17 protein-coding genes are annotated in these 16,641 nt (G+C 34.8%); all 17 read left to right on the top strand.

Annotated elements, in window-relative coordinates; translation table 11 throughout:
- Position 1 precedes the first annotated feature (1 nt).
- Positions 2-679: an amino acid ABC transporter permease gene (locus tag WMO19_RS03620; protein ID WP_349170224.1), complete on the top strand. Its 678-nt coding sequence runs from the start codon at positions 2-4 to the stop codon at positions 677-679.
- The gene (locus tag WMO19_RS03615) at positions 672-1,394 is read left to right on the top strand and encodes an amino acid ABC transporter ATP-binding protein (RefSeq protein WP_288166690.1); all 723 of its coding nucleotides are present in this window, start codon (positions 672-674) and stop codon (positions 1,392-1,394) included. Before WMO19_RS03620 ends, WMO19_RS03615 begins: the two co-directional genes overlap by 8 nt.
- 118 nt (positions 1,395-1,512) lie before the next feature.
- Entirely contained in the window at positions 1,513-2,202 is a 690-nt protein-coding gene (locus WMO19_RS03610; protein WP_349170223.1) for a hypothetical protein, read from the top strand.
- A complete protein-coding gene (locus WMO19_RS03605; protein ID WP_349170222.1) occupies positions 2,192-2,401 on the top strand; it encodes a hypothetical protein in 210 nt (69 codons plus the stop codon). The genes WMO19_RS03610 and WMO19_RS03605 overlap by 11 nt, the downstream gene beginning before the upstream one ends.
- A 450-nt stretch (positions 2,402-2,851) precedes the next feature.
- Positions 2,852-4,390 (top strand): histidine ammonia-lyase, encoded by a 1,539-nt coding sequence (hutH, locus tag WMO19_RS03600; protein WP_070612012.1) that lies wholly within the window; start codon positions 2,852-2,854, stop codon positions 4,388-4,390.
- Positions 4,391-4,460: 70 nt separating this feature from the next.
- Complete coding sequence (ftcD, locus tag WMO19_RS03595) at positions 4,461-5,354, top strand: glutamate formimidoyltransferase (protein WP_311565261.1); 894 nt, start codon at positions 4,461-4,463, stop codon at positions 5,352-5,354.
- A gap of 8 nt (positions 5,355-5,362) precedes the next feature.
- On the top strand, positions 5,363-7,042 hold the full coding sequence (locus tag WMO19_RS03590; protein ID WP_316719321.1) for a formate--tetrahydrofolate ligase: 1,680 nt from the start codon (positions 5,363-5,365) through the stop codon (positions 7,040-7,042).
- Positions 7,043-7,050: 8 nt separating this feature from the next.
- The gene (locus tag WMO19_RS03585) at positions 7,051-7,677 is read left to right on the top strand and encodes a cyclodeaminase/cyclohydrolase family protein (RefSeq protein ID WP_019124896.1); all 627 of its coding nucleotides are present in this window, start codon (positions 7,051-7,053) and stop codon (positions 7,675-7,677) included.
- On the top strand, positions 7,674-9,017 hold the full coding sequence (gene glmL, locus WMO19_RS03580; RefSeq protein ID WP_349170221.1) for a methylaspartate mutase accessory protein GlmL: 1,344 nt from the start codon (positions 7,674-7,676) through the stop codon (positions 9,015-9,017). The genes WMO19_RS03585 and glmL overlap by 4 nt, the downstream gene beginning before the upstream one ends.
- A gap of 135 nt (positions 9,018-9,152) precedes the next feature.
- Positions 9,153-10,847, top strand: a complete 1,695-nt coding sequence (locus WMO19_RS03575) for a DUF2207 domain-containing protein (RefSeq protein WP_349170220.1) — start codon at positions 9,153-9,155, stop codon at positions 10,845-10,847.
- A gap of 213 nt (positions 10,848-11,060) precedes the next feature.
- Positions 11,061-11,549, top strand: a complete 489-nt coding sequence (locus WMO19_RS03570; protein ID WP_316719324.1) for an NUDIX hydrolase — start codon at positions 11,061-11,063, stop codon at positions 11,547-11,549.
- Between the two features lie 36 nt (positions 11,550-11,585).
- Positions 11,586-12,983, top strand: coding sequence for a cysteine--tRNA ligase (gene cysS, locus WMO19_RS03565; protein ID WP_349170219.1), 1,398 nt, complete (start codon positions 11,586-11,588; stop codon positions 12,981-12,983).
- Positions 12,968-13,375 (top strand): Mini-ribonuclease 3, encoded by a 408-nt coding sequence (locus WMO19_RS03560; RefSeq protein ID WP_349170218.1) that lies wholly within the window; start codon positions 12,968-12,970, stop codon positions 13,373-13,375. The genes cysS and WMO19_RS03560 overlap by 16 nt, the downstream gene beginning before the upstream one ends.
- The gene (gene thyX, locus WMO19_RS03555) at positions 13,372-14,133 is read left to right on the top strand and encodes an FAD-dependent thymidylate synthase (RefSeq protein ID WP_316719328.1); all 762 of its coding nucleotides are present in this window, start codon (positions 13,372-13,374) and stop codon (positions 14,131-14,133) included. Before WMO19_RS03560 ends, thyX begins: the two co-directional genes overlap by 4 nt.
- On the top strand, positions 14,130-14,837 hold the full coding sequence (gene rlmB, locus WMO19_RS03550; protein WP_349170217.1) for a 23S rRNA (guanosine(2251)-2'-O)-methyltransferase RlmB: 708 nt from the start codon (positions 14,130-14,132) through the stop codon (positions 14,835-14,837). The genes thyX and rlmB overlap by 4 nt, the downstream gene beginning before the upstream one ends.
- A gap of 9 nt (positions 14,838-14,846) precedes the next feature.
- Positions 14,847-15,401, top strand: a complete 555-nt coding sequence (locus tag WMO19_RS03545; protein ID WP_311565270.1) for an NYN domain-containing protein — start codon at positions 14,847-14,849, stop codon at positions 15,399-15,401.
- 15 nt (positions 15,402-15,416) lie between these two features.
- Positions 15,417-16,421, top strand: a complete 1,005-nt coding sequence (locus WMO19_RS03540) for a zinc-ribbon domain-containing protein (protein ID WP_349170216.1) — start codon at positions 15,417-15,419, stop codon at positions 16,419-16,421.
- The last annotated feature ends 220 nt before the right edge of the window (positions 16,422-16,641 follow it).

Below are 16,641 nucleotides of genomic sequence, written 5' to 3'. Positions count from 1 at the left end.
TATGGGAATCATATCGAGACAAATTGCCTTCGCAAGTAAATATCTTCCAACCTATTTAAATGGAGCCTTGACCACTATTGAGCTTTCAATAATTGGAGTCCTTTTAGGTTTTACCCTTGGACTTTTACTTGCTCTAATGAAGACATCAAAAATAAAATTACTAAATATACTTTCAAATATTTACATCGAAGTGGTGAGAGGTACACCAATGCTTGTGCAAATAATGATTGTTTATTTTGGACTAAAAAAAATAATACCAGAACAATTTACACTTTTGACTGCCCCAATGTTTTTGTGTGCACTTTCAATAAGTCTTAACTCAGCAGCCTATGTTGCAGAAATTATAAGGTCAGGTATTGCATCAGTTGATCCTGGACAAATGGAAGCAGCAAGATCTCTTGGACTTAACAAAAAGCAAGCCATGGCAAAGGTAATAATGCCACAAGCAATAAAAAATATACTTCCTGCCCTTGTAAATGAATTTATTACACTTATAAAGGAATCTTCCATCACCTATACAGTTGGAGTTGGAGAACTCATGTATGCCGGAAAAACTATTTCTTCAGGTACTTATCAACTAGTAAAACCCTTCATATTTGTAGCTGTAATTTATTTCATTATGACCTTTAGCCTTTCAAAGGCTTTGGGACTTCTAGAAAGGAGACTTGCAAATGATTAAGGTAGAAAATTTGACTAAATCCTTTGGAGAACTTGAAGTCCTAAAGGGAATAAATCAAGAAATAAAAGACGGAGAAGTAGTAGTTGTCATTGGACCATCAGGTTCAGGTAAATCAACTTTTTTAAGGTGCTTAAACCTTTTAGAAGAGCCAACAAGTGGCAAAATTTTTGTAGATGATGAAGAGATAACTTCAAAGGACATTGACATAAATAAAGTTCGTGAGGAAATGGGCATGGTATTTCAGTCCTTTAATCTCTTCAACAACTTAAATATAATAGATAACATTACTCTTGCACCAACTCTTGTGAAGAAAATGGAAAAAGATCAGGCAGAAAAAAAGGCAATGGAACTTTTAGAAAGAGTGGGTCTCCCAGACAAGAGAGATTCCTATCCAAAGTCCTTATCGGGCGGACAAAAGCAAAGAATTGCCATAGCGAGAGCCCTTGCCATGAATCCAAAGGTAATGCTCTTTGACGAACCAACATCTGCCCTTGACCCAGAAATGGTAGGAGAAGTTTTAGATATAATGAAGGACCTTGCCAAGGAAGGCATGACAATGGTTGTTGTAACTCACGAAATGGGCTTTGCAAGAGAAGTTGGCGACAGAATTTTATTCATGGACGGCGGCTATATTGTAGAAGAGGGAAGTCCAGAAGAAGTCTTCGGCAATCCGAAGAATGAAAGAACACAAAACTTTTTAGCAAAGGTGCTTTAAATAATTTTTGTAAATATTAGATAGAGATGACTTAGGCGACTAAGTCATTTTTTCTTGCAGTTTTTTACATGGAAAAATTTTTTTTCAGATGATATAATCCTCTTAAGGAGAGTGTTTGATGAAGTCATCAGTGAAGAAGATAATTATTTTTCTTGCCATAATATTTTTGCTTTTCATCTATGCTGGACTTAGGACCTATAATTCACACAACAAGGACCAGGTAATTTCAAGTGAAGATCAAAAAAATTACAGTGGGGAAAAAAGTGAGGACAAGAAAAACTTCGAAATAGAAGATCTATCTGATGAAGAGAAAAAACAAATTGAAGAAAGTCTAGGCTCCGAAATTTCAGAAATAAAACACATAAAATTTTTTGAAGATGAAGCTTATATTAAGCAAGAAGTAAAAAATAAAGAAGGCTATATAATTGAAGATATTTCAGAAGTTAAAAATGTAGTAGAGTTTAGTGGAGACTATTATCAGTCAATATGCGACAACAAGGAAGATGAAGAAGTCACTATAAAACTTGGAGAGAAAAAATTTAAAAATGATTATATGGCAGACCTGCCTATAGATGAAAAAATAATTTCCAATGCCTTGGCTTTTGATGTAAAAAGAGAGATTTTAATTGATTTAGATCTTGATATAAAAGTTGAAGGAAAAACTTTTGCCACTGCCAGCCTTTACCCTGAAATTAATTCTTATTACTTTAAAATTCTTAGTAAGAACGGAGAGATAAGAAAGGGCAGCGCAAAAAAAGTTGTTGGAGGATATTTAATAGTAAGAAAGGAGCAAATAAATGAAATCTAGAGACAAGTATATTATAAGTGGCGTGGTCTTGACTGTTTTATTAATAATATTTTTACACTTCATGCCACTTTTTGATCTGAAGATGACATCGTCTTATCAAAATAATTTAATTAATTACCTTAAAGATGACAGCACTTTAATAATTGCCTTTATTCTTTCCGTAGGACTTATTGTTTATGGATTAATAAAAAAAGATTAAGATGAATTTTATGACTTAGGGGACTAAGTCATTTTTTATTGGAAATATTTTTTCTAAGATACAAAGATGCAAAAATACATAGATTAATATAAATGATATAATTTTTTTAAAAGTTTTTATAATAATTTTTTATAAAAAGGAAGGATTACTAATCATGTAGACTAAGTTTTGTTTAAAACACAAAAATCAAGAATCAAATTACTAAAAAAAAGAGATAAAATATTGTACTTTTTTTAGTAAAAGAGTTTAATTTTATTGAAAATTATTGACAATAATTTATATTTGGAATAGAATCATTGTAGAAAACATTTGCAAACAATTAAAGTTTAGCAAGTGCTGGTAAATTTTTATAGTTACTACTTTTCAAAGGATGACATAATTTTTCATCTTTATATTTTCTTTTGAATTAGTAAGTAAAATGTAATCAATTAAAGGAAAGGGAGTACAATTATGAACAAAGTAGTATTAACAGGTAATGATCTAACACTAGAAGAATTAGTAGAAGTTACTAGAAACCATGTAAAGGCAGTAATCGACGAAAAGGCTATTGCTGATGTAAACAAATCAAGAGAATATGTTGAAGAAATCGTTGAAGAAGAAAGAGTAGTTTATGGAATCAACACTGGATTTGGTTCTCTATCAAGAGTTTCAATTTCTAAAGAAGATTCAGCTCAACTTCAAGAAAACATCATTAGAACTCACGCTTCTGGATTTGGCAACCCACTTCCTGAAGACGAAACAAGAGCAGTTATGCTTATTAGAATTAACTCATTATTAAAGGGAGTTTCTGGAATCAGACTTTCTACTATTGAATTACTTCTTGAAATGTTAAATAGAAATGTTGTTCCATTTATTCCAGAAAAGGGATCTCTTGGAGCATCTGGAGACTTAGCACCACTTGCACATATGGTTCTTCCAATGCTTGGTCTTGGAAAAGCTTACTATGAAGGCGAACTTCTTCCAGGAAAAGAAGCCATGGAAAAAGCAGGACTTAAACCAATTGCACTTGCAGCTAAAGAAGGTCTTGCACTAATTAACGGTACTACAGTTCTTACTGCAACTGGAGCACTTGCACTATATGATGCACTTCAACTTTCTAAGATCGCTGATATCGCAGGAGCTATGGCTTGTGAATCTTCAAGAGGAATCATCGACGCATTCTGGGAAGAACTTCACACAATTAGACCACACGCAGGATCACTTAAGACTGCTGAAAACTTAAGAAATATTCTTGAAGGTTCAACTTATGTAACTCACACTGCTGAACTTAGAGTTCAAGATGCTTATACATTCAGATGTATGCCACAAATTCACGGAGCTTCTAAGGATACTCTTGAATATGTTAAAGAAAAAGTTGAAATCGAACTTAACTCAGCAACTGATAACCCAATCATCACTCACGATGGTAAGGTAATTTCTGGTGGTAACTTCCACGGAGAATTAATGGCTCAACCATTTGACTTCTTAGCAATTGCAGTTTCTGAACTAGGTAATGTTTCTGAAAGAAGAATTGAAAGAATGGTTAACACTACACTTTCTGGAATGCCTTCTTTCCTAGTTAAGCACCCAGGACTTAACTCTGGATTTATGATCACTCAATATGCTGCAGCTGCTTTAGCATCTGAAAATAAAACACTATCTCACCCAGCAAGTGTTGACTCAATAACATCTTGTGAAAACCAAGAAGACTTCGTATCAATGGGTAACTGGGCTTCAAGAAAAGTTAGAGAAGTTGTTAAGAACACTGCAAGAATTTTAACTACTGAACTTATGATAGCTGCTCAAGCCCTTGATTTCAGAATGGAAATGGAAGACAACAAATATGAACTTGGTAAAGGTACAAAAGTTGCTCACGATGTAATTAGAAATCAAGTTGCATTTATCGAAGAAGATAAGAAGATTGAAATTTATGTTGAACTTGAAAAAGCTCAAGAATTAATTACAAGCGGAAAACTTCTTGAAGAAGTTGAAAAAGTAGTAGAACTTTAATATTTAGTTTAAATATTATATAATATATCGGTAAGAAAAAAGTATTAGATAACCTATAGGAGGAAATTAATTGAAAAGAGTAATGTGTATCCCAAACTATTCTGAAGGTAGGGACCTAAAGAAAGTTGAACAAATCACAGAATGCTTTAGAGCAAAAGAAAACATTAAATTAATCGATTATCAACCAGACGCTGACCACAACAGACTTGTTGTTGAAGTAATTGGTGAACCAGAAGCTGTTATTGATGCAGTTATTGAATCTGTAAAAGTTGCTTCTGAAATAATCGATATGTCAAAACACAAGGGAGCTCACCCAAGAATGGGAGCTGTTGACGTTGTACCTTTCGTTCCAGTAACTGAATGTACTACTGAAGAATGTGTTGAATATGCTAAAAAAGTTGGTAAAGCAATTGGTGATATGGGAATTCCTGTTTATCTATATGAAGATGCAGCTTCCACTCCAGATAGAAAGAATCTTGCAAAAGTAAGAAAAGGACAATATGAAGGATTCTTCGACAAAATCAAGGAACCTGAATGGAAACCAGATTTTGGTCCTCAAGAAATGAATGTTAAATCAGGAGCTACTGCTGTTGCAGCAAGATTCCACCTTATTGCATTTAATGTTAACCTAAACACAAGCGACTTAACTGTTGCTGATACAATTGCAAAGAAAGTTCGTCACATTGGTGGAGGACTTAGATTTGTTAAGGCTATTGGTCTTGAACTTGAAGAAAAAGGTCAAACTCAAGTATCAATGAACCTTGTAAACTTTGAAAAAACTGCAATTTACCAAGCTCTTGAAATGATTAAATCAGAAGCTAAGAGATATGGCGTTACAGTTGTAAATACTGAACTTATTGGACTTCTTCCACTTCAAGCCCTAGTAGATTCAGCAGCTTATTATATGCAAATCGAAGGCTTAAAATCAGAACAAGTTCTTGAAACATTATTAATTGAGGAGTAATTAAATATATGGCATTTAAAACAGATATACAAATAGCTGATGAAGCTACAATGCTTCCTATTGAAGAAGTTGCTGCTAAAATCGGTCTTGAAAAAGACGATCTTGAACAATACGGCAAGTATAAGGCAAAAATTTCTTGGGACGCAATTAAAAGAATTGATGAAAACAACGAATACGGAAAACTAATTTTAGTTTCTGCAATTAGCCCTACACCAGCAGGTGAAGGTAAATCTACAGTTTCTATTGGACTTACTCAAGGTCTTAATAGAATTGGCAAAAAATCTGCAGTAGCACTTCGTGAACCATCTCTTGGACCAGTTTTTGGTGTTAAGGGTGGAGCTGCAGGTGGCGGATACTCACAAGTAGTTCCAATGGAAGATATTAATCTTCACTTCACTGGAGACCTTCACGCAATGACAGCTGCAAATAACCTTATTTCAGCTTGTATTGACAACCACATTCATCAAGGAAATGCTCTAAGAATTGACTGTAGACAAATTACTTGGAAGAGAGTTATCGATATGAATGACAGATCTTTAAGAAATGTTGTTATCTCTCTTGGTAAAAAAGCTGATGGTTTCCCTAGAGAAGACCACTTCATGATTACTGTTGCATCTGAAATCATGGCAGTTCTTTGTCTTTCTGAAAACATTGAAGATTTAAAGAATAGACTTGCTAGAATGATTATTGGATATAATCTTGATGGAGAACCTGTAACTGTTGCTGATCTTGAAATCCAAGGTGCAGTTGCAATGCTTCTTAAAGATGCACTTAAACCAAATATGGTACAAACACTTGAAAATACACCAGCATTTATTCACGGTGGACCTTTTGCAAATATTGCTCATGGATGTAACTCAATCTTAGCTACAAAACTTGCACTTAACACTAGCGATTACGCTGTTACAGAAGCAGGTTTCGGTGCTGACCTTGGTGCAGAAAAATTCATGGACATTAAATGTAGAAAAGCTGGTCTATCTCCAGATGCTGTAGTAATTGTTGCTACTATTAAAGCTCTTAAGATGCACGGTGGAGTAGATAAAAAAGAACTAAAGACTGAAAATGTTGAAGCTCTTGAAAAAGGATTTGCTAACTTAAGACGTCACGTTGAAAATATTAAGAAATTTGGCGTTCCAGCTATTATTGCTATCAACAGATTTGCTGATGATACTGAAGCTGAAATTGCAAAATTACAAGAACTTTGTGCAGAACTTGGCGTAAGAATTTCACTTTGTGAATGTTTCGCAAAGGGTGGCGAAGGTGCAGAAGATTTAGCTAAACAAGTTGTTGAACTAATCGACGAAGAAAAATCCAACTTCAAACCACTTTACGACGAAAATGACAGCATAGTAAACAAAGTTAACACTATTGTTACTGAAATTTACAGAGGTAGAAAGGCTAACTTCACTAAGGCTGCAATGAATCAAGTTAAGAAACTTGAAGAAATGGGTCTTGACAAACTTCCTATCTGTGTTGCTAAGACACAATTCTCCTTTACTGACGACCAAAAAGTAATGGGAGCACCTACTGACTTTGACATCGAAATTCAAGATGTAAGAGTTTCTGCAGGAGCAGGATTTATTGTTGTTCAAACTTCAAACATCATGGTAATGCCTGGACTTCCAAAGGTACCAGCTGCCAACAAGATGGATATTGACAACAACGGAGTTATCACTGGATTATTCTAGGAGGAAAAATGCTTAAAGATTTAACTATAGTAGAATTCGCAGACGAAACTGCTTCAAATTCACCAGCACCAGGTGGCGGATCTATTGCTGCACTTAACGCATCAATGGCTGCTTCACTTCTTGCAATGGTTGCAGCACTAACTATTGGCAAGAAAAAATATATGGATGTTTCTGAAAGAATGGAAGAAATCCATGCTGAACTTGTAAAATATAAAAAAGATTTTGTTGATGGAATTGACAAGGACGCTAACTCTTTTAACGGAGTTATGGATGCTATGCAACTTCCAAAGGAAACTGAAGAAGAAAAGAAAATCAGATCTGAAAAAATTCAAGAAGGTTACAGAAATGCAATTGAAGTACCTCTTGGACTTGGTATGAAGGTTACAGAACTTTATGACTTTGCAAGGGAACTTGCTGAAAAGGGAAATTCAAATGCCATCACTGATGTTGCAGTTGCTCTATTAAATATTGAAGCTGCAGTTAATGGTGCTTTCTTAAATGTAATCATCAACCTAAACTCACTTAAAGACCAAGACTACAGACATGAACTTGAAGATAAAATGGCTGCTACAAGAAAAATTGTAGAAAAAAATCACGCTGAAATTATGAAAGTTGTAGATGAAAAATTAGCATGATTTACCTTTTAGTCGATGTTGGGTCAACTTATACTAAACTTAATTTAGTGGATACTGACAAAAATGAAATTCTAGGCAGTGCATCAAGTTACACCACTGTAGAAACTGATGTTAGAGAAGGCTTTAACAATGCCTATAAAAAATTAAGGGAAGTTACTGATGTCAAATATGACAAAGTTTTAGGTTGCTCTTCAGCATCAGGAGGACTAAAAGTTGTAGCAATAGGTTTTTCAAAGAATCTTACTACTGACGCTGCAAGGCTGGCGTCACTATCTTCTGGTGCCAGAATTTTAAAGGTATATTCCTATGAACTCACAGATGAGCAAGTAGATGAAATAAAAAATTCTGGTGCCGATATTATAGTACTATGTGGTGGGACTGACCACGGCAACAAAGATAATATCATCTTCAATGCAAAAAAACTTGCTAAGGGTGGTCTTAAGACTCCTGTTGTTGTGGCAGGTAACATTGACACTCATGAAGAAATAAGAGAAATTTTTGAAAAAAATAAAGTTCCTTGTGACTTCACAGAAAATGTCATGCCAACTACTAACACTATAAATTATAGACCGCTTAGAAAGACAATTGGCGACCTTTTTATAAGGACAATTGCTCACGCTAAGGGAATTGATTTATTGAGTAAGGATTTTGAAATTCTTTTGCCAACGCCCGTTGCAGTTCAAAAGGCAATGTCTGTCTATGCAAAACATTTAGATAAAGTTATTTTATCTGTGGATATTGGTGGAGCAACTACAGACATCCATTCCATTGGCAAAACTTATTATGGAGAAGAAAATGTAATTTCACCTCCCATTGATGAGCCCTTTGAAAAGAGAACTGTGGAAGGCGACATGGGCATGAGGTATTCAGCCACTGCTCTTTACGAGTCAGTAGGTGAAGAACCCTTCCTAAAATTTGGCATAAAGGATGCAAGGGAAAAGACGGAGTATCGTTTCAATCACACAAATTATATTCCAGACAATGACGAGGATTTATTCTTTGACAATGTCCTTTGCTATATTGCTACTCACACTTCACTTATGAGACATATAGGTCACATAAAAAAAATTAAAACTCCGACTAGGACGATTTACGAACAATACGGAAAAGATTTGAGACCGGCTGAAATGTTTATCGGAACTGGTGGATCGCTTATTAATTCTAATGAGCCGAAAAAAATTCTCTCAGCAATAGAGGATTTAGACGATAAATATTTAATCAATAGGAAGATAAAATATTATTTAGATAAAAATTATATTTTATCATCAGCTGGACTGATCTCTACTGTAGATGAAGAAGCTTCCTACAAATTATTAAATAAATATTTAAAAGAATTATAAAATACTTTGAGAAGTTGTCATTATGGCAACTTCTTTTTCTTGCAATAAAAAATTTTTGAAAAAATAAAATTTTCTTGAAAAATTTATTTTTTACTGAAATAATTATTTTGGGTATAAAAAAATTGGGAGGTTTTTATGAAATTTAGAAAAATTTTTGCTTTGACACTTTTGCTTTTCTTCATGCCAGCTTTTGTATTTGCAGAAGATTTTAAAGAAATGAATCTTGATGTGACTATAGATAAAAATGGAATAGGAGAGGTAAAGGAAGTTTGGAAAATTGACGAAGACAATGAAGATTACACAGAGAGATATAAAGCCATAAACAATTTGCAGGGAATTAAAATTGAAGATTTTTCTGTTAATGCTCTTGGAAGAGATTTTACAGAGCTCATGCCCTGGAATATTGATGCAAGTTTTGAGGACAAGGCATACCACTATGGAAGGATCGACAAGGATAACGGAGTGGAACTAACTTGGGGCATCAGTGAGTTTGGTGACAACACTTATAACTTGTCCTACAAGATAAATCCACTTGTAGTGGGTTTAAATGACAGCGATATGTTGTTCTTTAAATTCGTGGGAGAAAACTTTGACCCAAAACCTAAAAGCGTGCAAATAAAAATTAGGGGATTCGAACCCTTTAAGGATGTAAAAATGTGGGGCTTTGGCATGGAAGGTGAAATCCACAATGTTGATGGAGAAATCCTCATGACTTCATCAGGCTATGTTGACTATGCAACAGTTATGCTAAAATTTCCAAAGGGATACTTTAACACTGCCTATAAAATTGACAAGGACTTTCAGGACTATGCCAACCAGGCAGCAAAAGGCACTGAATGGGAAAGTAGAGAAGGGGAAGCTTACCAAAAGCCAATGTCAAATGTGGCAAAGACAAGTCTTGTCATAGTTGGCTTAGCTGTACTTGGCGTGATTTATTTTGTAGGGCGCTTAATTGCCCTTGGCTTTAGCAAGAAGAGAATTGAAAATAAAAAGGAACTTGCTAGTATAAAGGACTTAAAGGGAGAATATTACAAGGACTTGCCCTACCATGGTCCTCTTGAAGATTTGGCATTTTTCATCAGTAAGTCTTCTTTGGTAATAAGTGACTTAGCGGGAAATTATATCAACTCCTTTATCTTAAAGTGGAGCCTTGATGGTGCCATTGAATTTATTGAAGATGATGAAATTTTTTCTAAAAATAAAATAAAAATTATTTCTAGACCAAAGGACATGGGTCCCCTTGAAGAAGAACTTTTTGACATGATTGCTGCAGCCAATGAAGAAAATGGCAAGGACTATATGACAGCCAAGGACTTCAAAAAATATGTAAAGGCAAACAAGGACGACATGGAAAATTATTACGATGAATTTGAAGATAAGTCCATTGAAGCCCTAAAGGCTGGAGGATATTTAGAAAATTACACCTATGAAAAGAAGTTTTTATTCTCCAAGAAAAGAGGAACAGAACTTAGGGTAACTGAAAAGGGAAAAGAACTTTGGGAAAATCTCATAAAATTCAAAAATTATTTGAAAGATTATGGAGATCAAGTTACTGATGAAGTTGAATTTGAAAAGTGGCAGGACTTTTTAATCTACTCATCAATATTTTTCCTCGATGAAGAATTTGCAAGAGGAGCATCAGCTTACCCGGCTTATATTAATAATTATGCCCTTTACAACACTCACATAATGACTTCAAGAAAGTTTTCAAAGGACATCAATAGCTCTTACCAAGCTGCAACTGGCTTTAATAGTGCAGGCTTTGGTGGCGCAACTTCTGTTGGAGGTGGAGGTGGATCCTTCGGCGGAGGCGGCGGTGGTGGTCGCTAAAGGAAAATTAAACTCTTTGCTGTTAAATTTTGCAGCGAAGAGTTTTTTATTGCTTAAAAAAATTTTTATGGAAAAATATTTTCAACTGATAAAAATTGTTAGGCTTAAATTTTTCTCAGCATTTTTTTATGGATAATATTTTACTTAAATAAAGTCTTCTTAATCTTTTAAAAACTTGATAAATGGTGTAAAATAACTATAAGGAGTTTTGTCGTGGAATATTGGGATGTATATGATAAAAAGGGAAAATGGAAGAGGCGCGCCATAAGAAAGGGCGAGCGTCTAAAAAATGATGAATACCATATTATTGTAGAAGGATGGATTTTGCGAGATGACGGAAATTTTATAATCCAAAGAAGGGCTCTCGATAAAAAATCCTTTGCTGGCATGTGGTACTGTTCTGCTGGTGGTTCTGTTATTTCAAGAGAGACGCCAAAGGAAGGCATGGTTCGCGAGTTCAAGGAAGAACTTGGCGTCGACATCAGTGAAGAAGAGCTTCATTTAAAGAGGATCATCACAGAAAAAAATACAATTTTTTATATTTTTCTAGTTCGCAAAAATATTTCTCTTGATGAGATTAAACTGCAAGAGGAAGAAGTCATGGACGTTGACCTTGCAGATCCAAATAAGATAAGAAAAATGGTGGAAGACAAAACTTTTATAGGACTTGATTACTACGAAAAATTTTTCAAAGGTATATAATCGTCTCACAGGAGGCGTTTTTTTATAGGAGGATTTATGAAATTATACAATACTCTAAGTAGAACAAAGGAAGATTTTGTGCCAATTAAAGAGGGAGAAGTTGGGATTTACAATTGTGGTCCAACTGTCTATAACTTTATACATGTTGGCAATGCGAGACCCCTTGTTGTCTTCGATACCCTAAGAAGATATTTTACTTACAAGGGAATGAAGGTGAAATTTGTTGTAAACTTCACTGACATTGACGACAAGATGATAAATAAGGCTAATGATGAAGGCGTACAGGTTTCTGACATTGCTGAAAGATACATCAAGGAGTTTAAACAAGATGCCAATGGCCTTCACCTTTACGATTATGAAACCCTAAACCCTAGAGCAACAGAGCACATTGATGAAATTATTTCTTTTATCAAGACTTTGATAGACAAGGGCGCTGCCTATGTTTCCAATGGCGATGTTTACTTTGACATTAATTATGCCAAGGACTACGGCAAGCTTTCTAAGAAGAACATTGAAGATTTAATTTCTGGCCACAGAGTTGACATAAACGACAACAAAAAGAATCCAAGTGACTTTGCCCTTTGGAAAAACAAAAAGGAAGGGGAGCCTTTCTGGCAAGCACCTTGGGGAGAAGGCAGACCTGGCTGGCACATTGAATGTTCTGTAATGGCAAAGACATTAATCGGCGATAACATAGATATTCACACTGGTGGCGAAGACTTACAATTCCCTCACCACGAAAATGAAATTGCACAATCAGAAGCTTGCAATGGAGTTCCCTTTGCAAATTATTGGCTCCACAATGGCATGATAACTGTTGACAACGAAAAAATGTCTAAGTCCAAGGGTAACTTCTTTACTGTAAGAGAAATTGCAGATGAATTTGACCTTGAAGTCTTAAGATTTTTCCTTTTGACTACTCAGTACCGTTCACCAATTAATTTTTCAAGAGAAGTAATGGAACAAACTAAAAATTCCAGCAAGAGACTTTACAATGCAAAGTATAAGCTTGAAGATGCAATAGAAAAGTCTAGCCTAGATAAAATCACTGATGAAGAAGAAAAATTATATAAGTCTTTTGACAGGCACATTGAAAAGTTTGAAAATGCCATGGATGACGACTTAAATACAGCTGATGCTATTACTGCAATCTTTGACTTAGTTAAGGACATAAACTTAAACCTTGATGAAAGTAATTCCAAGGAGATGTTAGAAAAAACTCTTGAACTTTTAAAGAAACTTACAAGAGTTCTTGGCATCATGGAAGGTGAAAGAGAAGAAATTTCTGAAGACATAGAAGGTCTTATTGCTGAAAGAAATGCCGCAAGAAAGAACAAGGACTTTGCCAAGGCTGACGAAATCAGAGACAAGCTTAAGGAAATGGGCATTGAAATAGAAGATACGAGAAGTGGAACAACTTGGAAGAGAATTTAAATTTTTTAGAAGTTAAAAATTATAGCGAAAGAGAGGTTAGGGAGCTTAGCCCCCTTGCCCTTGCCTACATAGGTGATGCTTGCTTTGAAATTTTAGTTAGAAGTGAAATTTTAGATGTAAGGAAAAATCCCAACAAGCTTCACAGAGAAAGCATAAGATTTGTCCGTGCAAAATCCCAGAGAGAACTTTTTGAAAAAATAGAAGAAAATCTTACAGAGGAAGAGATTAAAATTTTTAAGAGAGGGAGAAATGCCAAGTCCCACACAGTTCCCAAAAACGCAGATCCCATTGACTATAGGATTGCAACGGGAGTGGAGGCTCTCTTTGGCTACCTCTATCTTTTGAAAAGGTATAATAGAATTAGAGAAATATTTAAGGAGATGATCAGATGAAGGTAAAAATTATTTCACACACAATGGATCCAGATAAGACCATTGCTGCAGCTGCAAAACTTTGCTATTCAAGAGTTGGTGTTGAAGAAATCACAGAGAATCTGACAGAAGAATCCACAGAAAAGTTTTTAAATAGACTTATGTCCTTTTCCCACCTTTCACCTCTTGAGCATGTGAGCTTTACCTTTGCCATTGAAGGTGTTTCTAGGACACTTACTCATCAACTTGTGAGACACAGAATTGCCTCTTACTCACAACAATCACAAAGATATGTAAAACTTGACAGCTTTGAATACATTATTCCACCTCAAATCGAAAAAAATGAGGAAGCAAAGAAAGTTTTCCTTGAAGCTATGAGAAGAGACCAAGAAGATTACGACAAATTAGTAGAAATTCTTGTAAGGGAAAATGCAAGACCTCTAATAGAAAGTGGAATGGAAGAAGAAAAGGCAAAAAAGGCAGTGGAAAAAATGTCCATAGAAGATGCAAGATATGTCTTCCCTAATGCCTGCGAGACAAAAATTGTTGTCACAATGAATGTTAGAACTCTTCAACATTTCTTCACAGTGAGATGTTGCGAAAGGGCTCAATGGGAAATAAGAGAACTTGCAACTGAAATGCTAAGAGAAGTTAAGGAAGTTGCACCACTTTTATTTAGAGACGAAGGTCCAGCTTGCGTGACAGGTCCATGCCCAGAAGGCAAGATGACTTGTGGCAAGGCAGCAGAAATTAGAGAGAAGTTTAAAAATCTAAAATGAAATATATATATGGAAGGGGCCCAGTTATTGAGGCCCTAAAAAATGAAGAAGTAGAAAAAATTTATGTGGGAAAAAATGCCACAGGTTCCATAAAAAAAATTATTGGTATGGCGAGAGATGCAAAAGTTCCCGCAGTTACTAGCGACAATGAAAAGTTGGAAGAACTTGCTGGCACAAAAAACCACCAAGCAGTTGTGGCTCTTGTAAGTGACTTTGAATACATTGAACTTGAAGATCTTATAAATAAACTAAGGGACAAGGAAGATGCGAAAATTTTTATCTTAGATAAAATTGAAGACCCCCACAATTTTGGTGCTATAGCAAGAAGTTCAAACTTTTTTGGCGTAGATGGAATTATTTTTCCAAATAGGAGGGCAGCTACTGTTAACGACACAGTTGTAAAGTCCTCTGCTGGTGCAATTTACGACATTGATGTGTCAAAGGTTACAAATATTTCTCAGGCAATAGAAAAATTAAAGGAAGCTGGATTTTGGATTTATGCCACAGACCTTGAAGGAGAAGACATAAGAAAGTGTGACTTCTCTGGCAAAGTTGCAGTAATTATTGGCAACGAAGGCAAGGGAGTTTCAAAGAATGTTTTGAAAAACTCCGACAAGATCATAACTATTCCAAATTTTTCTGACTTTGATTCCCTTAATGCCTCAGTTGCAGCTGCAATAGTAATGTACGAAATTTTTAGATAGTTTTTTAAAATGAAGAGACAAAGAAGTAGGTATAGAAGAGATGTGAACTATCTCTTTGTAGATGGATACAATATTATAAATTCTTGGCAAAATTTAATAAAATTAAAAAACATTTCTCTTGAAGATGCAAGAAATGAACTCATAGATACTATGATTGAATTTTCTCACAGCACTAAAGAGCACATAATACTTGTCTTCGATGCCTACTTGGTGAAAAAATCTGGCGGCAAGAATTATCACAGAGATGGAATCGACATAATCTTTACAAAGGAGTTTGAGACGGCAGACCACTACATTGAGAGGCAACTTGACGAAATAGGAAAGCTTACCAATGTGCGGGTGGCAACAAGTGACAACATTGAGCAGCAAATTATCTTGTCTCGGGGAGGCACGAGAATTTCTGCAAGAGAACTTGAAGCTGAAGTCCTAAATTCAAAAAATAAAGTTTCTCATGTTGCAAAAAAGTTAAAGGAAGAGAAGGTTACTGCTCTCGACGAAGAAATTATTCACAAGCTAAAAATTTTTCGAAGAGATATTTCTAATAAAAACAAAAATAAAAAATAGTGAGGAGGCTTATAAATGAGATGTAAGAATTGCGGAAAAGAAAATGCAGAGGGCGCCCTATTTTGTATGGAATGTGGTCAGCCTTTGAGGGAGGACATGGATTTTTCCAAGACTCAAAAAATAAACAGAGATTACGACTATGAAGACGAAGAAAAAATCATAAAAAACAATTCCTTTAAAGATGATTCCATGGGAACAAAGCAAAAGGGTCTAGTCTTTGGATTTGTAATCCTTGGCTTAATAGCCTTTTCTCTCTTATTTAATTTTGGCTTTGGGAAATATAAATTTAACAAATTGGAAAGTTCTGCAAGGGCAAATTTAGAAGCCAAGAACTATAAGGAAGCTAGAGAAAAATTTAGCCAGCTTTACGAAAAATCTTCTGACAAAAAATACTTAGATGAAATAAATAAAATCGACAAGAACCTTGAAGCCAAAGATACCTTTAACAAGGCCAATCAAAAGTTTGAAGGCAGAGACTATGAGGCCTCTCTTGCTTATTTAAAGGACTTAGAAAGTGACGACGATGAATTAAAAGAAAAGAAGGAATCCCTTATAGAGAAAAACTATTCTGCAATTAAGGCTGAAATTTCACAGCTAACGAGTAGCAATAATTATGAGGGTGCAATTAAGAGGCTCAACTCTTATTTGGCAGTGGACCCAGAAAATGCTGACTTCAAAAAAATGTTAGAGGACATAAATTCTCAAAAGTTAGACAGTGAAAAGAAGGCAGAAGAGGAAAGTGAAGCCTTAAAGGAAAAGGCAAGGGCTGACGAATTAGAAGAGCAAATTGCAAAATTAAAAAATGCAGAGGCATCAAACTTAATTGGCACTTATCAATTTGTAACTTCAGGCAGAGCCAATGTAAGAAGTGGACCAGGATTTTCTTATGGAGTTGAATTTAGCCTCTTCAAGGGCGATCCAGTTTATGTATATGACACTAGAAGAGCCGATGGAAGAACTTGGTGTAATATAGGAAATGGTTGGATTAGTTATAGAACACTTAATGGTGAAAGTAAATAAATATTTTAAGACAGCTTTTAGGCTGTCTTTTTTTTGTTTAGAACTTATTATATTTAAAATTACTTTAATGAAATAAAAATTTTCTAAAAATCGAAGAGTTAAAAATATTATATCTATGAAAAAATTTCATAATTTTTTTTAATGATAAGTTGTAAAATTAAATGCGACACAAATAAAAAATAAAAACTCATACTAACTTCGTGTAAAATGTTAATAACGA

The organism is Peptoniphilus hominis (ex Hitch et al. 2025) (genome assembly GCF_040096015.1).
GTDB classification, from domain to species: Bacteria; Bacillota; Clostridia; order Tissierellales; family Peptoniphilaceae; genus Peptoniphilus_A; species Peptoniphilus_A hominis.
The sequence above is the reverse complement of the archived record's forward strand: the minus strand, read 5'-3'. Positions and strand labels throughout refer to the sequence as shown.

Coding starts and splice junctions, on each gene's coding strand:
- WMO19_RS03620 (WP_349170224.1), top strand. CDS start 2: ATGGGAATCATATCGAGACAAATTGCCTTCGCAAGTAAATATCTTCCA.
- WMO19_RS03615 (WP_288166690.1), top strand. CDS start 672: ATGATTAAGGTAGAAAATTTGACTAAATCCTTTGGAGAACTTGAAGTC.
- WMO19_RS03610 (WP_349170223.1), top strand. CDS start 1,513: ATGAAGTCATCAGTGAAGAAGATAATTATTTTTCTTGCCATAATATTT.
- WMO19_RS03605 (WP_349170222.1), top strand. CDS start 2,192: ATGAAATCTAGAGACAAGTATATTATAAGTGGCGTGGTCTTGACTGTT.
- hutH (WP_070612012.1), top strand. CDS start 2,852: ATGAACAAAGTAGTATTAACAGGTAATGATCTAACACTAGAAGAATTA.
- WMO19_RS03590 (WP_316719321.1), top strand. CDS start 5,363: ATGGCATTTAAAACAGATATACAAATAGCTGATGAAGCTACAATGCTT.
- WMO19_RS03585 (WP_019124896.1), top strand. CDS start 7,051: ATGCTTAAAGATTTAACTATAGTAGAATTCGCAGACGAAACTGCTTCA.
- glmL (WP_349170221.1), top strand. CDS start 7,674: ATGATTTACCTTTTAGTCGATGTTGGGTCAACTTATACTAAACTTAAT.
- WMO19_RS03575 (WP_349170220.1), top strand. CDS start 9,153: ATGAAATTTAGAAAAATTTTTGCTTTGACACTTTTGCTTTTCTTCATG.
- cysS (WP_349170219.1), top strand. CDS start 11,586: ATGAAATTATACAATACTCTAAGTAGAACAAAGGAAGATTTTGTGCCA.
- thyX (WP_316719328.1), top strand. CDS start 13,372: ATGAAGGTAAAAATTATTTCACACACAATGGATCCAGATAAGACCATT.
- rlmB (WP_349170217.1), top strand. CDS start 14,130: ATGAAATATATATATGGAAGGGGCCCAGTTATTGAGGCCCTAAAAAAT.
- WMO19_RS03545 (WP_311565270.1), top strand. CDS start 14,847: ATGAAGAGACAAAGAAGTAGGTATAGAAGAGATGTGAACTATCTCTTT.
- WMO19_RS03540 (WP_349170216.1), top strand. CDS start 15,417: ATGAGATGTAAGAATTGCGGAAAAGAAAATGCAGAGGGCGCCCTATTT.